Annotated in this window: 15 protein-coding genes, 1 tRNA gene and 1 pseudogene; 3 read left to right on the top strand and 14 right to left on the bottom strand. The window is 70.2% G+C overall.

Annotated features, from left to right (window positions below; translation table 11 throughout):
- Nucleotides 1-9: 9 nt before the first annotated feature.
- The 6 genes from folE to AC08OQ_RS00840 all read right to left on the bottom strand — a co-directional run bounded on the left by folE (nt 10) and on the right by AC08OQ_RS00840 (nt 8,199).
- Entirely contained in the window at nt 10-750 is a 741-nt protein-coding gene (folE, locus tag AC08OQ_RS00865; protein WP_476598882.1) for a GTP cyclohydrolase I FolE, read from the bottom strand.
- Nucleotides 747-3,008, bottom strand: coding sequence for an ATP-dependent zinc metalloprotease FtsH (ftsH, locus tag AC08OQ_RS00860; RefSeq protein ID WP_476598880.1), 2,262 nt, complete (start codon nt 3,006-3,008; stop codon nt 747-749). Before ftsH ends, folE begins: the two co-directional genes overlap by 4 nt.
- A 235-nt stretch (nt 3,009-3,243) precedes the next feature.
- A complete protein-coding gene (gene hpt / locus AC08OQ_RS00855) occupies nt 3,244-5,031 on the bottom strand; it encodes a hypoxanthine phosphoribosyltransferase (protein WP_476598879.1) in 1,788 nt (595 codons plus the stop codon).
- A 73-nt stretch (nt 5,032-5,104) separates the two neighbouring features.
- Nucleotides 5,105-6,244: a zinc-dependent metalloprotease gene (locus tag AC08OQ_RS00850; protein WP_476598877.1), complete on the bottom strand. Its 1,140-nt coding sequence runs from the start codon at nt 6,242-6,244 to the stop codon at nt 5,105-5,107.
- 95 nt (nt 6,245-6,339) lie between these two features.
- Nucleotides 6,340-7,773 (bottom strand): D-alanyl-D-alanine carboxypeptidase/D-alanyl-D-alanine endopeptidase, encoded by a 1,434-nt coding sequence (gene dacB, locus AC08OQ_RS00845; protein WP_476598875.1) that lies wholly within the window; start codon nt 7,771-7,773, stop codon nt 6,340-6,342.
- Between the two features lie 9 nt (nt 7,774-7,782).
- Nucleotides 7,783-8,199, bottom strand: a complete 417-nt coding sequence (locus AC08OQ_RS00840; RefSeq protein WP_476591795.1) for a hypothetical protein — start codon at nt 8,197-8,199, stop codon at nt 7,783-7,785.
- A gap of 89 nt (nt 8,200-8,288) precedes the next feature.
- Between AC08OQ_RS00840 and AC08OQ_RS00835 the strand changes: the two genes are divergently transcribed.
- Nucleotides 8,289-8,828: an inorganic diphosphatase gene (locus tag AC08OQ_RS00835; protein ID WP_462185870.1), complete on the top strand. Its 540-nt coding sequence runs from the start codon at nt 8,289-8,291 to the stop codon at nt 8,826-8,828.
- Between the two features lie 178 nt (nt 8,829-9,006).
- Here the strand turns inward: AC08OQ_RS00835 and AC08OQ_RS00830 are convergent.
- Nucleotides 9,007-9,078 (bottom strand) — tRNA-Thr (locus AC08OQ_RS00830).
- 331 nt (nt 9,079-9,409) lie between these two features.
- Between AC08OQ_RS00830 and AC08OQ_RS00825 the strand changes: the two genes are divergently transcribed.
- A complete protein-coding gene (locus AC08OQ_RS00825; RefSeq protein ID WP_476598873.1) occupies nt 9,410-10,144 on the top strand; it encodes a response regulator transcription factor in 735 nt (244 codons plus the stop codon).
- Here the strand turns inward: AC08OQ_RS00825 and AC08OQ_RS00820 are convergent.
- The 7 genes and pseudogenes from AC08OQ_RS00820 to AC08OQ_RS00790 form a co-directional block, all read right to left on the bottom strand.
- Nucleotides 10,126-11,044, bottom strand: a pseudogene (locus AC08OQ_RS00820) (PSP1 domain-containing protein). The gene AC08OQ_RS00825 and the pseudogene AC08OQ_RS00820 overlap by 19 nt on opposite strands.
- A 177-nt stretch (nt 11,045-11,221) precedes the next feature.
- Nucleotides 11,222-12,466, bottom strand: coding sequence for a DNA polymerase III subunit delta' (locus AC08OQ_RS00815; RefSeq protein ID WP_476598869.1), 1,245 nt, complete (start codon nt 12,464-12,466; stop codon nt 11,222-11,224).
- A 57-nt stretch (nt 12,467-12,523) separates the two neighbouring features.
- On the bottom strand, nt 12,524-14,707 hold the full coding sequence (gene tmk / locus AC08OQ_RS00810; protein ID WP_476598867.1) for a dTMP kinase: 2,184 nt from the start codon (nt 14,705-14,707) through the stop codon (nt 12,524-12,526).
- Nucleotides 14,708-14,883: 176 nt separating this feature from the next.
- Nucleotides 14,884-18,030, bottom strand: coding sequence for a type I DNA topoisomerase (topA, locus tag AC08OQ_RS00805; RefSeq protein WP_476604357.1), 3,147 nt, complete (start codon nt 18,028-18,030; stop codon nt 14,884-14,886).
- A gap of 457 nt (nt 18,031-18,487) precedes the next feature.
- Nucleotides 18,488-20,827 (bottom strand): sodium-translocating pyrophosphatase, encoded by a 2,340-nt coding sequence (locus AC08OQ_RS00800; protein ID WP_476604356.1) that lies wholly within the window; start codon nt 20,825-20,827, stop codon nt 18,488-18,490.
- A 517-nt stretch (nt 20,828-21,344) separates the two neighbouring features.
- Nucleotides 21,345-21,875: an ATP-binding protein gene (locus AC08OQ_RS00795; protein WP_462202610.1), complete on the bottom strand. Its 531-nt coding sequence runs from the start codon at nt 21,873-21,875 to the stop codon at nt 21,345-21,347.
- Nucleotides 21,876-21,913: 38 nt separating this feature from the next.
- A complete protein-coding gene (locus AC08OQ_RS00790) occupies nt 21,914-22,255 on the bottom strand; it encodes an STAS domain-containing protein (protein ID WP_462185864.1) in 342 nt (113 codons plus the stop codon).
- A 349-nt stretch (nt 22,256-22,604) separates the two neighbouring features.
- Here AC08OQ_RS00790 and AC08OQ_RS00785 point away from each other — a divergent pair.
- Nucleotides 22,605-25,011, top strand: a 2,407-nt coding sequence (locus tag AC08OQ_RS00785; RefSeq protein WP_476611863.1) for a DEAD/DEAH box helicase, incomplete at its 3' end; no start/stop codon positions are given.

The following is a 25,011-nucleotide window of genomic DNA, read 5'->3' as shown; positions in this document are numbered from 1 at the left end:
TACCCGGAGCTACCTGTGCAGGATGAGCGACATGCCCTCGTTGCGGGTAGCGGTGCTGAGGAACTGGCCACGCACCGCGGATGTCACCGTGGTGGCCCCGGGCTTGCGCACACCGCGCATCGACATACACAGGTGCTCCGCCTCAATGACGACCATCACTCCGCGCGGGTCGAGCACCTCGACGAGGGCGTCCGCGATCTGCGAGGTCAGCCGTTCCTGGACCTGCGGGCGACGGGAGTAGAGGTCGACCAGCCGGGCGAGCTTCGACAGGCCCGTGATCTGGCCCTTGCTGTTGGGGATGTAGGCGACGTGCGCCTTGCCGGAGAACACGACCAGGTGATGTTCGCACAGCGACGAGAAATCGATGTCACGGACCAGCACCATCTCGTCGTGGCCCTCATCGAAGACGGTGGTCAGGACCTCGGAGGGATCCCGGCCAAGACCCTCGACGGCTTCCCGGTACGCCCGCGCGACCCGGTCCGGGGTCTTGCGAAGACCCTCGCGGTCCGGGTCCTCGCCGATCCCGATCAGTAGCTCACGAACTGCGCGTGCGACTCGGTCATGGTCGAAGGGACGGGCCTGCCGCGGCCTGCCATTGCCCGGCGCCGGGGTTGACACAGCCGGTCCGTCGCCGTCGGCGATGGGGTCCGGGATGCCGAAACCGTCCATTCCTGGGGCCTCCGCCGCGGGAGATGATTCACCTCGTCGTTCGCCCGCGGCAGTGGACGCCTCGTCGGAATAAGACGTCAACGGCGTCTCCTCTCGTCGTCGCTCGGCCAGCTCGGCGGGGCCCACGGGTTGGCGATCCTCGGCCCGTCATGGGCCGGACCTTCGCCTCCGGGGGGCGCCGGCGTGCCCCGGCCCTGGGGATAACCGTGCCCCCCGGGGCTGCCATTCCCACCCGGACCACCGACATCCGTGCCGTGCGGTACGCCCCCGCCCGGACCGGGCGGGTCGACCCCGGGGCCCGAGCCCGCGGGTGCCCCCGGCACGCCGGTGGGCTGACCGTGACCGCCGGCCCCGTTGCCCCCGGCCCCGTTGCCGCCCGGTCCGCGTCCGGCGGCACCATTACCGTGGCCCGGGTCGTTCACCAGGTCGGCGACATCCGCCGTCAGCAGGCCGAGCTCGGCCGGAGTCTGCACCGGTGGCCGGTCGGAGGGGACGCGACGCCCCACCCCGGTGTAGATGCCACGCACGGGGCGTTTCTGGACCGTCGCGAAGACCTCGGCGACCTCGTCCTTACTCAGTGTCTCGGTGTCCATCAGCCGCAATACGAGGTTGTCCAGGACGTCCCGGTAGGTCACCAGGATCTCCCAGGCCTCGTCGTGTGCGGCCTCGATCAGCCGGCGCACCTCGATGTCGATCTCACTGGCGACCTCCTCGGAGTAGTCGCGTTGGTGGCCGACCTCCTTGCCGAGGAAGACCTCGCTGTTCTCGGTGCCGAACTTGATCGCGCCGAGCTTGTCGCTCATCCCGTACTGGGTGATCATTGCTCGCGAGATCTGGGTGGCCTTCTCGATGTCGTCGCTCGCCCCCGTGGTCGGGTCGTGGAACACCAGCTCCTCGGCGGTGCGCCCGCCGAGGAGGACGGCGAGGCGGTCGAGCATCTCCGAGCGGGTCGAGAGGTACTTGTCCTCCAGGGGAAGCTGCATCGTGTACCCGAGCGCGCGCCCCCGGGGCAGGATGGTCACCTTGTGCACCGGGTCGGAGTTGGGCAGTGCGTGCGCGACCAGGGCGTGGCCGCCCTCGTGGTAAGCGATGCGCTTCTTCTCCTTGTCGCTCATCGCGTGGGTCTTGCGCTCCGGTCCCGCCATCACGCGGTCGATGGACTCCTCGAGCAGCCCCGACGAGATGAATTTCAGGTTGGAGCGGGCGGCCAGCAGAGCCGCCTCGTTCAGTACGTTGGCGAGATCGGCACCGGTGAACCCGGGGGTCCGCCGGGCGATGACCATCATGTCGGCGTCCGGGCCGATCGGCTTGCCCTTGGAGTGCACCCGCAGGATGGCCTCGCGGCCGAGCAGGTCCGGCCGGTCCACGACGATCTGCCGGTCGAAGCGGCCGGGCCGCAGCAGGGCCGGGTCGAGGATGTCGGGCCGGTTCGTCGCGGCGATGAGGATGACCCCGCCCTTGACGTCGAACCCGTCCATCTCGACCAAGAGCTGGTTGAGCGTCTGCTCCCGCTCGTCGTGGCCACCGCCGAGTCCCGCTCCGCGGTGGCGGCCCACGGCGTCGATCTCGTCGACGAAGACGATGGCGGGCGCATTGGCCTTGGCCTGTTCGAACAGGTCGCGGACCCGGCTGGCGCCGACACCGACGAACATCTCGACGAAGTCGGAGCCCGAGATGGAGTAGAAGGGCACCCCGGCCTCACCCGCGACGGCCCGGGCCAGCAGCGTCTTGCCGGTTCCCGGCGGGCCGTAGAGCAGGACCCCCTTGGGGATCTTGGCTCCGATCGCCTGGAACTTGCCCGGGTTTTCGAGGAACTCCTTGATCTCCTCGAGCTCCTCGATGGCCTCGTCCGCACCGGCCACGTCGGCGAACGTCGTCTTCGGCGTGTCCTTGCTCACCAGCTTCGCCTTGGACTTGCCGAAGTTCATGACCCGGTTACCGCCGCCCTGCATCTGGTTCATGAAGAAGAACAGCAGAAGGACGACCAGCAGTACGGGCAGCAGGTTCAGCAGGAGCGAGACCAGGATGTTTCCACGGTCGACCGAGACGTCGTAGGCGACCCGCTTGTTGCGGAGCTCGTTCGCCAGGACGACACCCTGTTCGGTGACATAGGACGACTCGAACTTCTGGCCGTCCTTCGTCTGGATCTGGATGAGCTGCTTCGAATCCTGGATCTTGGCCTTCGCCACCTGGCCTTCGTCGATCTGCTGCTGGACGAAGTTCAGGTCTCGCTTGCCGTACTCACTGGGACCCGAGAGGACACCCGTCGTGAGAATGATCACGAACAGGACCAGGAGCAGCAGTGGCACCCAGCCGCGGAAAATTCTTCTTGGAGTCATCTGTCTGGAGCACCGGACACGAGCGCTCCACCCTCCTGACGTGTGTGCTGCCCTCGATCGGGATTCCCTTGTGCCGAGGGTACCGCCGGTGCGCGCATCTCACCGCGCGTACATCCGACCAACGGATCGGCGGCCCGCGCTGTTCCGATCGTGGCGGTCTGATGGTGTTCGGTGTTTCGCTCGTGGCGGATGCGGCGATCGAGGGCGTATCCGAGCGGGCGGAAGGCCGGCAGGTTCAGGCCGGGGCGCCCCGCTCGATCGCCGCGGGTGTGAGGGTCCCGACAAACGGCAGGGTTCGATAATACTCCGAGTAGTCAAGACCATACCCGACGACGAACGCGCCGGGAATATCGAAGCCGACATATCGGACATCTACGTCCACGGTGACAGCTTCGGGCTTACGGAAGAGCGCCAGGACCTCGAGCGAGGCGGGGCCGCGTGAGCGCAGGTTCTTCAGCAGCCAGGACAGGGTCAGCCCGGAGTCGATGATGTCTTCGACCACCAGGACGTCCTGGCCCTCGATCGACCGGTCCAGATCCTTGAGGATGCGCACCACGCCGGACGAGGAGGTCGACGACCCGTACGAGGAGACCGCCATGAACTCCATGGTCAGCGGGACCGTCAGCGCGCGGGACAGGTCCGCCATGACCATGACGGCGCCCTTGAGCACGCCCACGAGCAGGATCTCCCGGCCGGCGTAGTCGGCGTCCACTCTGGCCGCGAGCTCGACGATCTTCGCGGCGATCTCGTCCGAGCTGACCAGGACCTCGGCGATGTCGGGATGCGGGCTGTGCCGGAGGCCGTCATGGGCGCCTCCGGCGTCGGGGGTCGTCGTCGCGGCCTGACTCACCTGGTCGTCCTCCTCGATGTGTGGCGGGGTGGCGGCATCCGGCTGTCGGGCGGCATCCGGCTGTCGGGCGGCGGGGCCGGCTGACGACGGTGGAGGAACCACCGGCCCGGTCAGCGTGACCCTGTTCTCCCATCGCCGGGCGAGCGCGCCGGTGGGAAGCGGTACCGGCTTCTGTCCGCGCCACCGCGTTACCAACTCCTCCACCGCCCAGATGTGCTCCGCGCGCAGCGCGGAGGCCGACGCTCCGACGTCGATGGCCGCCCGGCGCAGCAGCCGACCGCGGAGCGCCGCGGTGAGCCCGGCCAGTGCGGCGACGTCGAAGGCGACCTCGCCGGTGCACGGCTGGCCACGAGCCATGACGACCTTGCCGTAGACCTCGGCGGCCATGGCGTCCAGGGCGTCCGCGTCGGCCCGCAACAGATCGGCACTGCGCGCCAGCGACTCGGCGATGCCCGGGCCGAGCTCCGTCTCCAGCACCGGCAGGACCGTGTGACGCACCCGGGACCGGGTGAACGCCGGGTCCCGGTTCGTCGGGTCGTCCCACACCTCGAGCCCCTCGGCGAGGCAGGCGGCCCTGGTGTCCGCGCGGCGGATCCCGAGCAGTGGCCGGCGAAGCAGGCCGTCGTCGGCCGACATCCCCCCGAGGGACCGGGCGCCCGCGCCCCGCGCGAGCCTCAGCAGCACCGTCTCGGCCTGGTCGTCCAGCGTGTGGCCGAGAAGCACCGCTTGGGCGCCGAGCCGATCGGCGGCCGCCGCGATCGCGGCCCGCCGTGCCTGTCGGGCGATCCCCTCGGAGCGAGCAGTGTGCTCGGTCAGGACCTCCACCGGATCCAGGCCGAGGGCCCGACCCTGGCGGGCGACGCGCTCCGCCCGTTCGGGTGAGCCGGCGTCCCAGCCATGATCGACCGTGACCATGCCGGCCCGCAGGGCGCGGCGGGGGGCGACGAACGAGAGGGCCGCGGCGAGTGCCAGGGAGTCCGGGCCGCCGGAGCAGGCGACCAGCACCAGTCCGCCGGGTGGCAGGTCGGTGACCGCGCGGCGAACCGCCAGCCTGACTGCCGCGACCGCGGGAGCGGGAGATCTCGACGAGTGAACCGTGCGCGGAGCCGGATCGCCCGGTCGGACGTCGCCGGCATGGCCGGCGTGGTCCTCACCAGCGATCGGTGGGGTCACAACGTCGGCCGGAAGGCGGACGTGGAACAGCCCGGGGAGTCGGCGACCCCCGCGGCCCCGACGACCATGGTGCTCACGCCGAGATCGGCGGGCGGCTGCCCAGGACCCGTTGCATCCAGGCGGTGGGATCGACCAGCTCGGCGCGGGCCGGCAGCGCCGCCGGTGACTCCCAGACGGTGTTGAAGCCTGTCACCCCGGCCTGCGCGACCACCGCACGCACGAACGCCCCCCCCTGGCGGTACTGCTGCAGCTTGAGATCGAGACCGAGGAGCCGGCGGACGAACCGGTCGATCGGCGATCCCCCGCCGCGGCGACCCTCGAACTTCGTCCGGATGTCGGCGACGGTGGGTACAACCTTCGGTCCCACCGCGTCCATCACCTGGTCGGCGTGGCCCTCCAACAACGTCATGATGGCCTGGAGGCGGTCGAGAACCGCTCGCTGGGCCGGGGTCTGCAGCGCCTCCACGACGCTCGGGCTGTCGGCTCCCCGGTCGAACACCGCCCCGCGCAGCGCGCTCATCGCCGAGCGGACGCGGTCCGCGAGGACGTCTGGATCGAGGTCCGTGGCCTCAATGAACGCGGTGATCTCGGACTCCAGGTGGGTCCGCAGCCACGGCACGGCGGTGAACTGACTGCGATGGGTCTGCTCGTGCAGGCATACCCACATCCGGAAGTCCCGCGGCACGACCCCCATGGCTGCCTCGGCGTGCGCGATGTTCGGTGCGACCAGGCTGAGGCGCCCGACCGACCCCGGCACCCCGAGCGACCCGGGCACGTTGAGCGGACCCGGATCGTCCCTCCCGGCCTGGTACTCCTCCGGCGGCAGGAAGACCTCGTACTGGCCCAGCACCTTGCCGGCCAGATAGGCCAGGGCTGTGCCGATCTGGACCCCCGTGACCCGCCGACCGACCGCCGCGGCGAGGTTGCCGCGCTGCTGTTCGGACAGTTTGTCCAGCAACGGGGAGGTCAGCACCCGCAGACCGGCGACGTTGGAGCGGACCCACTCCGGCCGGTCCACCACGGTGATGGGGGTGGCCGGCCCGGCGGGAGTGAGCCGGGTGTAGTCCTCGACGTGCCGCTCGGCCTCGACGGCCAGTCGCCGCAGCTCGGAGACGACCTCGCCGGCCTGCTCCCGCGAGATCTGCGGGCCGGGGCGAACCAGTTTTCTCGCCGTCGTCACGGCGAGTTCCCAGTCGACCAGCTCGGCGTCCACGAATCTGAGCGTACCGGGCTCGCCCGTCGTCTGCGTCCGGTCATGGACCGTGCCGAGAACGGGACGGGACGCGCCGGGGGCGCCGACGGTCCCGCTCAGGCCGGTGGGCGCGATGGTGCCGGCGGGATCGCCGCGGTCGTCGACCGGGCCGGGGTGCATCCGCAGCCGGCGAGCGCCGCGGCGGCCCGGTCGAGGGCGGCCTTGGTGCCGCCCGCCTCTTCGGCGGGCGAGAGGAACGCGAAGAGGAGCAGCCTGCCGTCCGCGTCGACGAGCTGGCCCGCGAGGCTGCTGACGTTGTGCAGAGTGCCGGTCTTCGCCCGGACATCGCCCGCTCCGATGGCGGTGTCGCCAGTGGTGTAGCGATCACCCAGCGTACCGGAAAACCCGGCTACCGGCAGCCCCGTGAGAACGGTGCGCAGCGCCGGCCGACCGGGGAGGACCGCGGCGCGCAGGATGGCCACAAGGGTCATGGGCATGATCAGGTTCGCGATGGACAAGCCGCTCACGTCGGCCAGTGTCATCCCGGCGACGGGGATGCCCGCCTCGGCGAGGACGCCCCTCACTGCGTGGGTGGCGCCGGCGAACGAGGCGGGCAGGCCCCGCCGGTGGGCGACGAGCCGTCCCAGGCTCTCGGCGAGATCGTTGTCTGACTGGGTGAGCATGCGTTCGACCAAGACCCGCACCGGAGGGCTGTAGACCGCCGCGACCCGCTGCGCGGCCGGGTCCGCCGGGCCGGTGGCCACCGATCCGACGGATATTCCGGCGGTCGTGAGCGCCGCGGCGAAGGCCGTGGTCGCGGCGGCGGCCGGGGTGGGGCTGCGCGGTCCGGCGGCTCCCGGTGCCGACCGTCCGGCGTCGACCTCCAGCGCCGAGACCGGGGCGACGTCCCCGTCGGTCACGTAGTTGTCGCGCCATCCCGGCGCCCGGTCCGGACCGACGAACAGCCCTCCGTCGCCGATCACCCGAGCCGCCGAGGTGATACCCGCGGCCCGGACCTGAGCGGCGAGATCGCTCAGCCGGGCCAGGGCCGGATAGCCGTCGAGCGCGGTGGAGGCGGTCAGGGTCGGATCCCCGCCGCCGACGAGCCACAGTGTTCCGCCTGATGTGCGGGCGTTCCCGCCCGCGGGCGGGCTGTAGACCACCGTGGTCCGCAGCCGGTCGTCGGGGAAGGTGGTCAACGCGGCGGTGGCGACCGCGGTTTTCAACGTGGAGGCCGGTGCCACGGGGATGCGGGACCGGACGTCAAGGAGCACCCGACCCGACTGCGCGTCGACGACGAAGGCCGCGGGCCGCGCCAGGACGGGATCACCCAGCGGACCGGCGAGGCGGGCCGCCACCGCCGCGGGCTGCGGGATCGGCGCGGCCGGATCGAGACCGCCGAGTACCGCGGTGCCCGCGCGGTCGGACCCGTTGCCGGCGAGCTCCGCGGCTGACCCGGTGGTGGGACCGAGGGACAGGGACCCGGCGAGCAGCGCGCCGGCCAGAGCGGTGAGCCCCCCTACCCGGGCGACCGGTGCGGCTGACGTCACTAACCGACACTACGCAACCAGCGGGCGGTCGGCGACGGCGCGCCGGGTGAACCCGGATCCGTCGCCGCGGGCATGCCCGGCGGTGTCCCGCCGCGGTAGGACACCAGGGTTTGCAGTGGGACACCAGGGTTTGCGGCGGGATACCAGAGGTGTCGTGCCGGCGGGCGGCACTGGTACGAAGAACGCCCCACCGGGCGTGTCGCCGGTGGCCATCATGGTTCCGGTGCCCGGGAGATCCGGCGGTGGAAACGTGGTGGTGTCGACGGTGCGGTTCGGGTGGGAGGCGGCGTCCGCGACACTAGGTGCGCCGTCGTGGGTGTGATGCCTCGTTGCGGTCACTGGAGTGGGTGGCCCGCGCCCCGGGCGGGGCACATCCGCCGCCTGGCAGAGCACGACGTACGGCACGAGCACGACGTACTGCGCCATGAGCACGGCACGGCTTGAACGAGCACCATGTGACAAACGGCGATCGCCCCGGTGCGGACCGGGCGAAGACGAAGGAGACAGGGAGCGGAGTGGACCTTGAGTTCGATGTGACCATCGAGATCCCCAAGGGGCAGCGCAACAAGTACGAGATGGATCACCACACCGGCCGTATCCGGCTTGACCGGATGCTGTTCACCTCCACCCACTACCCGTCGGACTACGGGTTCATTGAGGGAACCCTCGGGCGCGACGGTGATCCGTTGGACGCCCTCGTCCTGCTGGAGGAGCCGACGTTCCCGGGCTGCCTGGTGCGGTGCCGGACGATCGGCATGTTCGAGATGACCGACGAGAAGGGCCCGGACGACAAGGTTCTCTGCGTGCCGGTGGCCGACGTCCGGCAGGAGCACCTGCGGGATCTGCGGCACCTGCCGGAGTTCGACCGGTTGGAGATCCAGCACTTCTTCGAGGTCTACAAGGACCTCGAGCCCGGTAAGTCGGTGGAGGGCGCCTCCTGGGTGGACCGCAAGGAGGCTGAGCGGGAGATCCTGGCGTCCATCAAGCGGCTGCGCGAGGCGGAGGCCGGGGAGGCGGACGGGCACGACCAAGAGGCCGAACCCAGGTCGGCCTGATCCCTCCGTCCGGTTTGTGGTATCCGTAACGACCTGTCCCACGTCCCAAGCGGGGTGGGACAGGTTCAGGAACCCACGGGACGAGCCCGGAGCGATGCAAGTTGACAGGTCATGGACCGGTGAGCTGTGAGACCATGATCCCTGTTAACTGGGCCATGCCCTGGTGGGAGGGGGAGCGAGCCGGAGGCGGGGATTGAACCCGCGACCTATCGCTTACGAGGCGATTGCTCTGCCACTGAGCTACTCCGGCGAACGGCCAGGATCGCACTGGCCCGGGTCGAGTATGCCAGATGCGTGGGCGGGCTCGACCCGGCGGTGGTCCGGTGGTTGTGCGCGGGCCGAGATGCCCGCCGTCGCCCCGGATCCCAGCCCTCCACGGTGACGCCACCAGTGGCGGGCACGGTTTGGAAGGCCTCCGTCTCGGGCTGTCATGGTGAGGGATGCGCTATGTCGCCAAAATGGCCCTAAGTCGGCAAATTATTCGCTTTATGTCACATTTAGCTAGCTTTGGATGCTGCAACACCGTAAATCACCACCCCCGGTCGCAGTGGTTCCGGTGAGGATGCGTAGGGTTTCGCACCATGACCGGGGCCGGAGACGCTGCACCAGCAGTGACGACGCGAGGAGCCTCGCTCCTCGTCGCTGAGGACGATGAGGCATCTCGCATAGCACTTGCGCGCAGTCTGGAGAGATTCGGTTATCGGGTGCTGGAGGCCGCGGACGGCGAGGCCGCTCTTCGGCTCTTCCAGACCACCGAGATCGATCTGGTGGTGCTGGATGTCGCGATGCCCAGGATGGACGGCTTCGCCGTCCTGAGCCACCTCCGCCAGACCAGCGAGGTTCCGGTGATCATGCTCACCGGGCGGGCCGAGGAGGTCGACCGGGTGGTCGGCCTCGAGCTGGGCGCGGACGACTACGTCGTGAAGCCCTACTCGCTGCGAGAACTGGTGGCCAGGGTGCGTGCCCGGCTTCGCCGGCGGCCGGCGGAACCGCCGCCGCAGCGCACCGGGGACGGCAGCGACCCGCTCGTCTACGGAGACGTCTCCATCGACCTGCGGGCCCGCGAGGTCGCCGTCGCCGGGGAGCGCATCGATCTGACCGCGCGCGAGTACGAGCTGCTGGCCTTCCTCGCCCGGCATCCTCGGCGGCTCTTCAGCCGGGAGGAACTCCTCGAGCAGGTGTGGGGCACGCGGTTCCAGGACCCCGCCACCGTCACCGAGCACGTCCGGCGGGTACGAACCAAGGTCGAGGGTCGTCCACCGCAGCGCCGGCTGGTCACGACCCTGCGCGGGATGGGCTACCGCTTCGACCCGTGACGTCCTCCCCGCCGGGCTGTCGCATCCCCGCCGGCTGTAGAGGTGCTGTCCGGGGGGGGGGGGGAGCATCCCGCTGGGCCGCCGGGGTAGGCGGCGTCGTGGACCTGCCGGGAGGCGCAGGCATCCGCGCCGGTCGCACGAGGTCCGGCCCCCGCCGTCGAGAACCACGACCACCTGCTGGCGCGGAACATCGTGCCGCACGACCCGGCCCGCACCGTGTGGGGTCGTCGCCCGGTCTCCGACCGCGGGCACGGCTTCGGCGAACTCCTCGTAGAGGGGATGTTCGTAACGCAGGCAGCACATCAGCCGGCCGCAGGACCCGCTGATGCGCATCGGATTGAGGGCGAGGTTCTGCTCCTTGGCCATCCGCAGGCTCACCGGCTCGAAGTCGTTGAGAAAAGTAGCGCAGCACAGGTCGCGGCCGCAGGAACCGATCCCGCCTTGAACCCGGGCGCTGTCGCGGGCGGACAGTTGCCGTAGCTGGACCCGTGCCGCCAGCGTCCGGTTGAGATCCCGTACCAGCTCACGGAAGTCGACGTGGCCCTCCGCGCTGAAGTAGACTGTGTAGCCGCCGGTGGCCATCACGTGGTCGACGCCGACGATCTTTATCGGCAGGTCATGCTCACGGGCTAGGCGACGGGCCGCGACGCGCGCCCGGGCGCGCCGGCGCCGGGAGACCTGCCCGCGCTGGATGTCGGACGCGTCGGCCATCCCGACGAGCACCGGCAGGTCGCCGATGTCGTCGCTGACCCACTGGGGCGCCCACATGCAGGTGGCGACCTCGGGGCCCTCCTCGCTGGGGACGAGCACCCGGTCGCCGACCCGGGGGCTGCAGGAACCAGGATCGGCATAGTAGAGCTTGCCTCGTGGGGAGAACGCCACCGCGCACATCATCGGCATCCGACCGGTCACCTCCCTGCGCCCGCCCGCCGGGTCCCGCCCGGGCGGACATGGTCGAACGGCATGTCCGCGTCGCGATCACGATATGCCCGGCCTTCCGCCCAGACAGGCCATTACGCCGGTTCGTCCCCACCGCCGGTCGCGGGTCGCGGGTCGCGGATTGCGGGTTGCCGGTCGTCAGGCGTCGCGTAGTGCGAGGGTGAGCGACTCCACCGCGAGCAGCGGGACGAGACCGGGATTCCTGGCCAGCGACGCCCGGGTCGTGAGGACGGCCTCCAGCCGGCGCAGTGTCTGTTCCGGAGTGGAGGCCGCGGCGTATCCGGCGGCCTCGACGCAGTGATCAGGATGGATCGCGTCGACGCCGGCGCCGAGCTGTTGGACCAGGACATCCCGGTACAGCCCCGCGAGGTCCACCAGGGCTCGGTCCAGTGCATCGAGGACGGTGCGGCGACCTCGGCTCTTCTGGGTTCGCTCCAGCTCCTTGAGCGCCCCCGCGGCACCCCGCACCACCATCGTCCGGCCCTTGGCCCCCGCCTTCGGGGCCCGCGCGGACCTGGACTTCCCGCCGACCGCCGTGGCACCGACGCCGAGTGCGGTCTTCAGCGCCTCGGTCTCCACCTCGTCGCGTTCCGCATTCGCGGCCTCCGCGTCGGCGTTCGCCGCGTTCACCAGATCGGCCGCCGCGGCCAGGCAGCCACCGACCTGGCCGAGCCGGGCCGGGATACGCAACACCGCCGCCCGGTTGGCCCGGACCCGCTCATCCGTGGCGAGCCGGCGCGCCAGGGCCAGATGGCCCTGGGAAGCTCGCGCCGCCGTCTCGGCGACCTGCTCGTCGACTCCCTCGCGAACCAGCGCGTCGCGGACGTCCGCGGCCGCGGGCAGCCGTAGCGCGACCGTCCGGCAGCGGGAACGGATGGTGGGCAGCACGTCCTCCACGGAGGGGGCGCAGAGCAGGAACACCGCCCGATCCGCCGGCTCCTCGAGGGCCTTGAGCAGGGCGTTCGCCGCGGCCTCGGTGAGCCGGTCCGCATCGGTGATCAGCAGGATGCGCCAGCGGCCGGCCGTCGGGGCGCTGGCAGCGTCGCGTACCAGCGCGCGCACGTCCTTCACGCCGAGCGAGAGCCCCTCCGGCTGCACGGTTCGCAGATCGGTGGCCGTGTCGGTGAGCACGGTGTGGCAGCCGGTGCACTCGCCGCAGCCCGGCGGCTCGTTCTCGCAGGTGAGGCTTGCGGCGAAGGCACGCGCCGCGTCCTGGTGACCTGCCCCGGCGGGTCCGGTGAACAGCCACGAGTGCGTCATCCCGGCACGGGCGGCGGCCGGCGCGCCGCCTCCACTCGCGAGCCCGGCACTCGCGGCGGACGCCGCGGCGTTCAGCATCGCGACCACCGCGTCCTGCCCGACGAGCGTCTCCCAGATCGTCACTGGGCCATCATCCCCAAGCCGCGTCGGTCCGGAGCGCGTCGGTCCGGAGCGCGTCGGTCAGAGCACACCGAGCGGGACGGCCAGCCGATCGATGCGGCTGGCCATGAACGAGCGGATCTCGGCGTGGATCTCCTCCGGTGACCGCGTCGCGTCGAGCGGAAGATAACGATCGGGCTCCTTCTGCGCCAGCCGGCGGAACGCCTCGCGTACCCGGCCATGGAAGGTCAACTTCCCGGCGTCGTCCGCCTCGGCCGGGCCGTCCGGCGGCCCCGGCGGCGGACCGGGATACGCGGCCATCCGCATGCGGCGCAGGACGATCTCTGCCGGCAGATCCAACAGGACCGTGACGTCGGGAAGCAGCGCGTGCGTCGCCCACTGGGCGAGGACGGACAGCTCGTCGGTGCCGATGGCCCGGCTCACGCTCTGGAAGGCGATGAACGAGTCGACGTAACGATCGGTGATGACGATCGCTCCCCGGGCCAGCGCGGGTTCGATCACCCGCGCGACGTGTTCAGCGCGGTCCGCCGCGGTCAGCAGCGCCTCGGTCCGAGCGTGCAGCCGTACCGTCGGGTCGAGGAGCAGTTCCCGCAGGCCCGCTCCCAGCGCGGTGCCGCCGGATTCGGAGGTCACCACCACCTCCCGGCCGGAGGAGGCGAGCCACGTCCGCAGCAGCTCCACCTGGGTGCTCTTGCCGGCGCCATCGACGCCCTCGATCGCGATGAACAGGCCGGCGTGGCGGGGACGTACGGCCGCCGGCTGCCGGCCGCGCAGCGCGTTCCACAGCTCGGGCCAGACCGCGGCTCCGGTCGGGTCGTCCATCTGCCGATAGGCGAACAGGCCGACCGCGACGGCGAGCAGCCCGCCGGCGAGCAGGACCGCGGTGACGCCGTCCGCGCGGACGTTGATGTCGCCCCACAGATGGATCTCGTGCGAGCCGATGAGGCCAACGAGCCCGGGCGCGGCGGCGAGCACGAGCAGCAGGTCGATGCGGACCAGCGACTGCACCAGGGCGAAGGTGCGCCCCCGCAGCTTGTCGGAGACCTCGGCTTGGAGCAGGGTGTATCCGGTCACCCAGGCCACGCCGGCGAACGCCCCCACCGCGACCACGAGGATGCAGGCGATGACCAGGTTCGGGATGATCGCGACGATCACCAGGGTGATACCCGCCCCGGTCACGCAGACGCCGAACAGGCGAGTCCGACTGTAGTCGCCGAGCAGCCTGGGACCGGCGGCCATGCCGGCGGCGAGGCCGACGAACACCGCGCCGAAGAGCACCCCGTACGCGGAGTCGCCGCCGCCCAAGATCTCCACGTAGAGCCGGCCGAGGGCGATGACGCAGCCGGCGCCGGCGAACCCGCCCAGGATGCCCACGACGAGTCCGCGGACCAGTTTGTCCTGGCCGACGTAGCGCCATCCCTCGGTGATGGAGGCCAGGAACCCGGGCTCGGGGCCGGTCTCCGGCCGCGCGGCCCGTCCGATGCCCTTCAGTCCCCAGATCACGATTGCCGAGCCGAGGAACGTCGCCGCATTGAAGTACAACGCGAGGTCGAGCGAGGAGTCATGGAAGAACGACACGCTGGAGCCGAGCGTCCGTGAGATCGTCGCAAGCATCGTGAAGATCGTCGCGGCGATCGGGGCCGTGCCGTAAGTCATGATCAGGCTGAGGGTGTTGGCGGCTGCGAGCTGCTCCTTGGGGACCAGGTGCGGGACGCTTGCGTCCTTCGCCGGCGCCCACACCAGGGTGACCGCCTCCACCAGGAACGAGGCGATGAGCAGCCACTCGAGCGTTCCGATGATCGGGATCGACATGAACAGCCCGAACCGCATGACGTCCGTCACGACCATGGTCAGCCGGCGGTCTAGCCTGTCGGCGAGGGCACCGGCGAGTGGGCCCAGGATCAGGGCCGGCATCAACCGGACGATCAGCAGCGAGCCGATGGCGTACGCCTGCCCGGAGAAGCTCTCCTGGAGCTGGGTCACCAGTGCGGTGGTTGCCAGCAGACCCATCCAGTCACCCAGGCTGGACAGGCTGAGCTGAATCCACATCCGGCGGAACGCGGGGATCCGTAGGACGGCACGGATGTCGCTGTCGCCTCCGGCGGCGATGGCGGACGGCAGCGGCGGCGAGGGAACCGTCGTCACCGGATGCCTGCTCGGCGAGCGGTGGGCCCGCGGTCGCCGGACGGGCCGGGGTGGGCGCCGCCCGGCGTCCCGATGCCCGGCTGCATGGTCGGTGGCCACAGGGTCTCCTCCGGACGTCTCGACCGGGGTGGTGGACCTGCCGGTCACATCGGACGGCCCTGTGTCACCAGATGTGGATTCCAAGTCGCCGACAGTGAACGCCGTGACCTCGGAAACCACCCGGGGCGCGTCCGCTTCTCCAGGTTCTCCAGGGCTCCTACCGATCGGCAGCGCCATCAGTCCGTCCGGCGGGTGCCACCGGACGACGAGCTACCGGAGCTACCGGAGCCATCGGAGCCATCGCCGTCGTCCGTCACCGTCTGGGCGGTCTTGGACCTGGCGGTGCCGGTCTTCGCGGTGCCGGTCTTCGCCGTACCCGGCTTGGCCTTGGTGGTTTTCGGGCCGGTCTTCGCGGTGCCGGTGCCGGTCTTGGCGGTGCCGGCTTTCGCGGTGCCCCGGGCAGAACGCTTCGCGGTGGCCGGTCCGCGGGCCCGACGGTCTGCCAGCAGCTCCGCGGCACGCTCATCGGTGATCGTCTCGACCGTGTCACCCTTGCGCAGACTGGCGTTGGTCTCACCGTCGGTGACGTAGGGGCCGAACCGGCCATCCCGCACCACCATCGGCTTGCCGCTGGCCGGGTCGGTCCCGAGCTCTCGCAGCGGCGGGCTCTGCGCGGCCTGGCGCCGACCGCGGGCCTTGGGCTGGGAGAGCAGCACCAAGGCCTCGTCCAGGGTCACGGTGAACAACTGATCCTCGGATTCCAACGACCGACTTTCGGTGCCTTTCTTCACATATGGGCCATAGCGGCCATTCTGGGCGGTGACCTCCTCCCCGTCCTCCCCCGCACCCAGAATGCGCGGAAGGGTGAGCAACCGCACGGCGTCGTCGAGGGTCAGCGTCTCCAACGACATGCCACGCAGCAGACTGGACGTGCGCGGCGGGTCGGTGTCGGTGGTGACGTAGGGGCCGAAGCGACCCGCCTTCGCCGTGATGGTCGCCCCCGACGCCGGGTCGATTCCCAGCACCCGGTCGCCACTGGGCGCGGCCAGCAGCTCCAGCGCCTTGCCGACGGTGAGTTCGTCCGGTGCGAGATCGTCCGGCACGCTGGCACGGCGTTCCCCGTGCTGGACGTAGGGGCCGTAGCGGCCCACCCGGACGACCAGCAGGGTGCCGTCGTCGGTCTCGCCGAGGGGGATCGAGTTCACCTCGCGGGCGTCGATCTCTCCGAGCCGCTTATTGACCAGATGCTTCAGTCCGTCGGCGGCCGGGTCGGTGCCGTCGCCGGTTCCGAAGTAGAAGCGGGTCAACCAGTCGGTCGGGGCGGCCGTGCCGGCGGCGATGTCGTCGAGGTCGTCCTCCATCGTCGCGGTGAACCGGTAGTCGACCAGCCGGGTGAAGTGGTCCTCCAACAGGCCGACGACAGCGAACGCGACGAAGCTCGGCACCAGGGCCGAGCCCTTCTTCCACACGTAGCCGCGGTCCTGGATGGTGCCGATGATCGAGGCGTAGGTGGACGGCCGACCGATCCCGAGCTCCTCGAGCGTCTTGACCAGGCTGGCCTCGGTGAAGCGCGCCGGCGGGCTGGTGGTGTGCCCGCGGGGGGTCAGCGAGCGGGTGGTCAGTGGGTCGCCTTGGCGTACGTCCGGCAGCCGCCGCTCCCGGTCCTCCAGCTCCGCGTCTGGATCGTCGGCGCCCTCGACGTAGGCGCGCAGGAAGCCGGGGAAGGTGATGACCTTCCCCGATGCCGAGAACTCGGCGTCCTCCCCGGCGGACGAGGTCGCGCCGAGCCGGATCGTGGCGCTCGTGCCGCGGGCGTCCGCCATCTGGCTGGCCACCGTCCGCTGCCAGATCAGTTCGTAGAGCCGGTAGGAGTCGACGTCGAGCTCGCCACGAACCTCACCCGGGGTCCGGAAGTGGTCCCCGGCGGGTCGGATGGCCTCGTGGGCCTCCTGCGCGTTCTTGACCTTCTTGGCGTACGTGCGGGGGCGTGCCGGCACGTACTCCGGCCCGTACAGGCTCGCCGCCTGCGCGCGGGCCGCGGTCAGGGCGGTCTCGGACAGGTTCGTCGAGTCCGTCCGCATGTAGGTGATGTAGCCGTTCTCGTACAGCCGCTGCGCCACCTGCATCGTGCGCTGGCTGGAGAAACGCAGTTTACGGCCGGCCTCCTGCTGCAACGTCGAGGTCATGAAGGGCGGGTACGGCGAACGGCGGTAGGGCTTGGTCTCCACCGAGCGCACCGTGAATGCGGCGTCGGCGAGCCGCTCGGCCAGCGACCGGGCGGCGGCCTCGTCCAGCCGCATCACCCCGGAGGAGACGAGTTGCCCCGTCGGGGAGAAGTCACGGCCCGTCGCGATCCGGTTGCCGTGCAGGGCGACCAGGGTCGCCGGGAGCGGGGCCTTCTCGACCCCGTCGCCGCGGGCGGATCCGGTGCCGGGTCCGCCCGGCCCGGACCCCGGTGTGCCGTCCGCGTCCGACCACGCCTGGCGGGCGACGGTCGTCCCGAACAGGCCCTCGATGTTCCAGTACTCTGCCGAGCGGAACCGCATCCGGGCACGTTCCCGCTCCACCAGGATGCGGGTCGCCACGCTCTGGACCCGGCCCGCCGACAGCCTCGGCATGACCTTCTTCCACAGTACGGGAGAGACTTCGTAGCCGTAGAGGCGGTCCAGGATGCGACGCGTTTCCTGAGCGTGGACCAGGTTCTTGTCGATCTCGCGCGGATTGTCGACGGCCCGCTGGATCGCCTGGGGGGTGATCTCGTGGAACACCATCCGCTTGACCGGCACCGTCGGCTTCAGCGTCTGGAGCAGATGCCAGGCGATGGCCTCGCCCTCGCGGTCCTCATCCGTCGCGAGGTAGAGCTCGCTGGCGTCTTTCACGAGCGCCTTGAGCTTGCTGACCTGCGGTTTCTTGTCCGGCGTCACGATGTAGAGCGGTTCGAAGTCGTTGTCGACGTCGACGCCGAGCCGAGCCCACGGCTTGCCCTTGTGCGCGGCCGGGACATCGGCGGCACTGCGCGGGAGGTCACGGATGTGCCCGATGCTGGATTCGACCTGCCACCCCGGACCGAGATAGCCGGCGATCGTCTTCGCCTTCGCCGGCGACTCCACGATCACCAGGCGGTTGCCCGGGCCCCGGCCGGAGCCGGTGGCGCGGCTGCCGTGGGCGCCGCTGGCTCCGCCTGAGCCGTTCTCCGAATGGCCAGTCCCCGTTCGCCCGTTCGCCGTCCTGCTGTTTGCCGTCCGGCTGGTGGCGCCGACGGGTACGTCGGCGGATGCCTCGCTCGAGCCGGTCTCCGGCGGGAGCCCGGCCTCGGTGGGCTCGGCGACCGGTGCGGATGACCGCGCGGTCGCCCGTGTCGTCGTCTTCGTGCGCGCTGGCACTTCTCTCCTCGGTGCGACGTGCTCGTTTTAGTGCTCTGTGGGGCGAAAGCGTAGGTTGCTTCTACGGAGCGTAGGTCTCGAACATGGCGGATGTTGCGGAGGCGGAGCGCGTTACTGGATCTGGCGGGGGCGGTACGGGTGTCCGGCGGACGGTGGTCGTGCGGGTGGCGGCCGTCGGAGTGAGAGCGGTGCCTCGCAGCACCGTACGCCGCCATTCCGTCTCGCGGATCCTCCCGTCCCGGTATGGCGACCGTAGCCCGACGCTCACCCACTGCTTCTCCGATCCGATGTGGGTGGCGCGGATGGTCCGCCGGCGCATCACCCGGCCCACGGGCGGTGCCGATCCCGCATCCCGAGGTTCCACCGGTTCCCGAGGTTCCATCGGTGCGAAACAGCGCCGCCGACCCGCGTGGCCTCGTGCGAGCCGCGGGGGTCGGCGGTGACGGAACGATGTGGGTCAGGCGTTGATCTTCTCGCTGAGGGTCGGTGTCGATTGTGTCATAGCGGGCACATCGTTGATCATTGAGCTCCGTCGCTTGGAGATGATGATCACGGCGGCGATGGCGGCGAGGGCGGCGAGGGCGACACCGATGCGCAGCCCCGTGTTCTCGTCCGCGCCCACCGAGTACTTCACGACTGTCGGAGCGATCAACAGGCTGACCAGATTCATCACCTTGAGCAGCGGGTTGATCGAAGGGCCGGCGGTGTCCTTGAATGGATCTCCCACGGTATCGCCGATCACCGTGGCCGCGTGGACCTCCGAACCCTTTCCGCCGTGGTTGCCGTCCTCGACCATCTTCTTCGCGTTATCCCAGGCCCCGCCGGAGTTCGCGAGGAACACGGCCATCAGCACGCCGGCGGCGATGGCGCCGCCGAGGAACGCGCCGAGCGGCGGGTATCCCAGGCCGAAACCGACCGCGATCGGGGCGAGAACCGCCAGCGTCCCCGGTGTAATCAGTTCACGGAGCGAATCGCGGGTGCAGATGTCGACGACCGCACTGTAATCCGGCTTCTCGTCGCCGGTCATGATTCCAGGCCTGGACCGGAACTGGTTGCGCACCTCCAGGACGACCCGCCCGGCCGCGCGGCCCACCGCATTGATCGCGAGCCCGGAGAACAGGAAGACCACGGATGCCCCTATGGTGAGCCCGACCAGCGCGTCGGGGTAGGCGATGTTCAGGCCGCCAACGATGCCCCGACCCGCCTCGGGCAGCGCTCCGGCCTCGCGGAGAGCCGTCGTCACGGTGTCGGTGAACGAGCCGAACAGCGCGGAGGCGGCGAGCACCGCGGTGGCGATCGCGATGCCCTTCGTGATCGCCTTGGTGGTGTTGCCGACGGCGTCGAGCGAGGTGAGGATGGCTGCGCCCGCCTCGTCCATGTCGCCGGACATCTCGGCGATGCCCTGCGCGTTGTCGCTCACCGGCCCGAAGGTGTCCATCGAGACGATGACACCCACCGTCGTCAGCAGACCGGTCCCCGCCAGCGCCACCGCGAACAGCGCGATCGTGACGCTGCCGGAGCCGAGCAGGTAGGCGCCGAAGACCGCGGCACCGATGAGAAGCGAAGAATAGACCGCCGACTCCAGACCTACCCCGATTCCGGCGAGGATGTTGGTGGCCGGTCCGGTGAGCGACGCCTTTGCGATGTCCTGCACCGGCCGCCGGCCGGTCTCGGTGAAATACCCGGTGAGCAGCTGGATGGCGGCGGCGAGCACGATCCCGATCAGGACCGCGCCGATCGCGATCACTCGTGGATTGCCAGACTGGGTGCTCCCCTGCATCCCGGGGAAATCGGCGAAGCTCGCCGGGAGGTAGAGCAGCGAGACGGCGACGACGCCGACCGCGGACACCACCGCGGAGATGAAGAAACCCCGGTTGATGGCGGACATTCCGGTGCGGTCACCGGCCCGCGGCGACACCGCGAAGATTCCGATGACCGCGGTCACAACCCCGACCGCTGGGATGAGCAGGGGGAACACCAGGCCGCGTTCGCCGAACGCCTCGACCCCGAGAATCAGCGCCGCGACGAGCGTCACCGCATAGGATTCGAACAGGTCGGCGGCCATGCCGGCGCAGTCGCCGACGTTGTCGCCGACGTTGTCGGCGATCGTCGCGGCGTTGCGGGGATCATCCTCGGGAATCCCCTGTTCCACCTTGCCAACCAGGTCCGCCCCAACATCGGCGGCCTTGGTGAAGATCCCTCCGCCTACTCGCATGAACATCGCGAGCAGAGCGGCGCCGAATCCGAATCCCTCCAGGACCTGGGGGGCGGTGTCCCGGAAGACGAGGACCACAGCCGCCGCCCCCAGGAGCCCGAGACCGACGGTGAACATCCCCACCACCCCGCCGGTGCGGAAGGCGATGCGGACGGCGGCTCGTTCCCCTCGGGTCATGGCGGCGGCCGCGGTGCGGGTGTTGGCCCGGGTCGCCAGCGACATCCCGACGGATCCGACCAACGCGGAGAAGATCGCACCGACCACGAAGAAGATCGACCGACCGATCTTTGCTCCAGTGTTCTCGGCTGGCAGGAGCAGTAGTACGAAGGGGATGACGACGACGAATCCCGCGAGTGTGGTGAACTGCCGTCTGAGATAGGCTTCGGCCCCCTCCTGGACCGCCCGGCCGACCTCCACCATCCTCGGGGTGCCCGGACTCGCCGCCAATACCTCACGAACCAGATAACCGGCAACAAGCAATGCGAGGGCTGCGACTATCGCCACACCGGCGACCAGTCCGAGGGCTCTGCCGCTAAGGTCAATTCCAGCACCCTCGGCCTGTAGGGCTTGGATCGAGGACATGGCTCCTCCCGGTCTGCTCTGTGCGCCCTCCGTGAGGGTGCCGGTGCTCTTGGGCGCCCTCACGGCGGTCGCCACGGCATCGAGACGGTCACGGTCACGCGCCGCATCCGGCGACGCTTTGGGCGAGATCGGCCGATTCTTCCCATTTCTAGACATCTGACCGGTCTCGCGGGAAGCACCAAGGGAATCACGGATGGTTGGATCAGCCGTCCATGAGATGCGGCGGAGTCTATCCACACGTCTGTGACGTGCGCTCGTTTTTCGGTAGCGGCGGCCCGGGTCGCGTGCTCTCGGGTACCTCTCACCGCCCTGGCGATAATCCGGAAACGGGTCGATTCGGGAATATTCGGTGTAAAAAGATCACTTGTGCTATTGCTGACATGGCAGACTGGCGCCGTGGCTCCACCTCAATGTCAGGTTCTAGGTGCCCCGCCTTCGGAACCTGGCGCGGGGCACATGGCGGCACGGTCGGAGGCTGGAACAGTCGCCAGGCCCAGGCAGGGAGACCGGAGAGGTCCTACACCGCGGATTCGCAGGGATCCGATGTGGCGCCGGTGTGCCAGGTCATCGCGACAACCGTACCCACGCCGTCGGGGCCGCGCCTGATCTCGATCTCGTCGACGAGTCCCTCGATGAGGGCGAGTCCGAGCCCCGGTGGGAAACCGGAGTTGTCCTCCGAGAGATCGTCGTCCGCCGGTTCCGCCCAACCTGGCGGCTGAGTCGACTCGGATTCGAGTTCGAGCAGGGTGGTCGCGGTGACGAGGCCACCGTCCGGACCGGGGGCGACCTCGTCTCCGGTTCTACCGCAGTCGGCCACCGTGATGGTGAAGGAATCGGCGCCGTCGATGAGCGCGACATGCACCGGGGCCTGCGGCGCATGCTTGCGGTTGACGCGCACCGCTCGGGTGCATGCCTCCGTCACCGCAAGTTTGATCTCGTCGGCCGCGCTGACCGGAACTCCTGCGCGCCGGCTGACCGCCGTCGCGATCATCCTGGCGGTACGAACGTGCCCGTTCAGGGCAGCGAACCGCAGCTCAACGGTGGGCATACGGCGGGCCTGCCTTTCGCGAAAGAGTGATGTCCGGCTCAGTCGCTCGCGGCAAGGGCTTCCTCGACGGAGGAGTGGATGGGGAAGACCTTGGTCAGGCCGGTGATCCGGAAAATCTTCAGGATGCGCTCCTGAGTGCAGACCAGACGCAGTGAACCCTCGTGCGCACGCACCCGCTTGAGCCCGCCGACGAGGACCCCGAGGCCCGTCGAATCGAGGAACTCGACGCCTTCCATGTCGACGACGAGGTGGTATGACCCCCCGGACACGAGATCGATGAGCTGCTCGCGAAGCTTCGGCGCGGTGTAGACGTCGATCTCGCCGCCCACCACCACGACCGTGTGGTTGCCTTCTTGGCGTGTCGTGAGGGACAGGTCCACGGATCCTCCTTGTGTGCCTCCGGCCGTCCCGTGCTTCGGGCGACCGACATCACGGCGCCATTACCCTCCCACGAGGAGGATCAATCCGGTGTGCCGCGACACAGATCGCGGGTCCGGTGTTGCGGCGTCGCCGGCTGATGACGTCTGATGAAATGTATCCCCGATCTTGGCGCTCGCGTGGGGGTCGACCGACTGCATCGGCGGTTTCGACGCAGCTGGTCCCGCGGGGACACTCTGTGGTCCGCCTGTCGTCTTGTCGTCGGCATCGCTGCCCGTAGCCACGCCGAGATGTTCCCCGGACCGGGATCCGGGATCCTCGGGCTCGATCGGCCGGGGGCCCGAGAGGGCGATGCTCCGGGGGTTTGTCCGGCTGAAGGGCGCCGTGACCGCGTCGAGACGCATATCCTCGATCGTCGTGGGCTCGCCGGTGGATGTCGACGGTGCGGACACGGCCCTTGCCGGGCTGCGCCGCGACGTGCGACGAGCGCGGTGCATGACGCACATCGAGCGCGTCCCTGCCCGGGACGGCTGCCCGGCGCCATGGCCGGACTGGATCGATCCGGTCCTGCGGGGACGGTGGACGGCCGCCGGGATCGCGAGCCCCTGGAGCCACCAGGCGGCTGCCGCCGAGGCCGCGTACGCTGGGCGCAGCGTGGTGCTGGCGACCGGCACGGCCTCGGGCAAGTCGCTTGGCTATCTGATGCCGGTGCTGTCCCGGCTGCTCGCCGAGCCCGGTGCCCGGGCACTCTACCTGGCGCCCACGAAGGCGCTGGCCCACGACCAGCTTAGAGCCGTGCGGTCGCTGCGGCTCACCGGTATCCGGGCCGCCGCGTTCGACGGGGACACGCCGGCGGCCGAACGGGACTGGGTCCGGGCGCACGCCGGCCTGGTCCTGACCAACCCCGACATGCTCCACCGTGGCATCCTGCCCTTCCACCGGCGGTGGGCCCAGTTCCTGCGCGGCCTGCGTTACGTCGTCGTCGACGAGTGCCACGGCTACCGAGGGGTATTCGGCGCACACGTGGCCGCGGTGATCCGCCGGCTGCGGCGGATCTGCGCGCGCTACGGGACCGATCCGGTGTTCCTGCTTGCGTCCGCGACCGTCGCCGATCCCGGGGTCTCGGCCGCACGGCTCACCGGCGTGGAGGTCGAGGTGGTCGACGTCGACGGATCTCCGCGGGGGCCACTGGACTTCGTGCTCTACGAACCTCCGCTGCTCACGGCCGGGCAGAGCTCGCCGGACCGGGAGGACCCGACCTCCGCGCCCGGCCCGGGCGAGAACGGCGCCCCCGTCCGCCGGTCGGTGACCGCCGAGTCCGCGGATCTGCTGGCGGACCTCGTCGCGGACGGTGTGCGCACCCTGGTCTTCGTCCGCTCGCGACGGGCCGCCGAGGTGGTGGCGGTGACTGCCCGCCGCGAACTCGGTCGGATCGCTGCAGACCTCGTCGACCGGGTGGCGGCGTATCGGGCGGGCTACCTGCCGGAGGAGCGACGGGCCCTGGAGGAGGATCTCCGCTCGGGCGCCCTGCTCGGGGCGGCCGCGACGCCGGCACTCGAGCTCGGGGTGGACATCAGCGGGCTGGACGCCACCGTCACCGCCGGTTTTCCTGGCACGCTCGCCTCGCTCTGGCAGCAGGCCGGGCGCGCCGGGCGGGATGGCCGGCGATCGCTGGCCGTGTTGGTCGCCCGGGACGATCCGCTTGACACCTACCTGGTGCATCATCCCGAAGCCGTCTTCGGACGGCCGGTGGAGGCCAGCGTCTTCGACCCCGACAATCCCTACGTGCTCGCTCCGCACCTGGAGTGCGCCGCGGCCGAGTTGGCGCTGACCGAGGCGGATCTGGCGTTGTTCGGACCGACCGCTGCGTTCGCCGTCGACGACCTGGTCCGCCGAGGACGGCTGCGCCGCCGGCCCACGGGCTGGTTCTGGACGCAACGGGCCCGGCCGGATGTGGACATCCGAGGGGCGGGAGGACCACCGGTTCGCATCGTCGAAGCGCGGACCGGCCGGCTCCTGGGCACTGTGGACGCCGCGACCTCGCACACGACGGTGCACGCTGGCGCGGTCTATCTTCACCAGGGATCGAGCTTCGTGGTCGAGGACCTCGACCTCGAGGAATCCGTCGCGTTCGTATGCGAGTCGACGCCGGAATGGACGACCACCGCGCGTGACCACACCGACATCAGGGTGGTGGAGTCGTCGCGATCCCGGGTGCTGCCCGACGTGGAGGTGCACCTCGGCGTGGTCGAGGTCACCAGCCAGGTCGTCGGATACCAGCGGCGGCTGATCGCGACGGGCGAGGTGCTCGGGCAGGAGCCTCTCGATCTGCCGCCGCGTCAGCTGCGAACCCGGGCCGTCTGGTACACGCTGTCCGACGACCTGCTTGCCCGAGCCGCGATCGAGCCGGCGGACGTCCCCGGCGCCGTCCACGCCGCCGAACACGCGGCGATCGGTCTGCTCCCGCTGTTCGCGACCTGTGACCGTTGGGACATCGGCGGTGTCTCGACCGCGCGCCATCCGGACACCGAACGCACCAGCGTCTTCGTCTACGACGGACACGCCGGCGGGGCGGGTTTCGCCGAACGGGGATTTCTCCGAATCGGTGCCTGGCTGGCTGCGACCCGGGACGCGATCGAAGCGTGTGAGTGCCCGGCGGGGTGCCCGTCGTGCGTCCAGTCGCCCAAATGCGGAAATGGCAATGAGCCGCTCGATAAGGCGGCTGCCTGGCGGCTCCTCGCCGCGGTGACCGCCATGG

The sequence above is a fragment of the Frankia sp. CcCS3 genome, assembly GCF_977927575.1.
The sequence above is the reverse complement of the archived record's forward strand: the minus strand, read 5'-3'. Positions and strand labels throughout refer to the sequence as shown.

Excerpts from the sequence above, each read along its gene's own strand:
- ftsH (WP_476598880.1), bottom strand. The coding sequence starts at position 3,008 with ATGACTCCAAGAAGAATTTTCCGCGGCTGGGTGCCACTGCTGCTCCTG.
- AC08OQ_RS00825 (WP_476598873.1), top strand. The coding sequence starts at position 9,410 with ATGACCGGGGCCGGAGACGCTGCACCAGCAGTGACGACGCGAGGAGCC.
- AC08OQ_RS00800 (WP_476604356.1), bottom strand. The coding sequence starts at position 20,827 with ATGTCCTCGATCCAAGCCCTACAGGCCGAGGGTGCTGGAATTGACCTT.
- AC08OQ_RS00840 (WP_476591795.1), bottom strand. The coding sequence starts at position 8,199 with ATGGCGCAGTACGTCGTGCTCGTGCCGTACGTCGTGCTCTGCCAGGCG.
- AC08OQ_RS00795 (WP_462202610.1), bottom strand. The coding sequence starts at position 21,875 with ATGCCCACCGTTGAGCTGCGGTTCGCTGCCCTGAACGGGCACGTTCGT.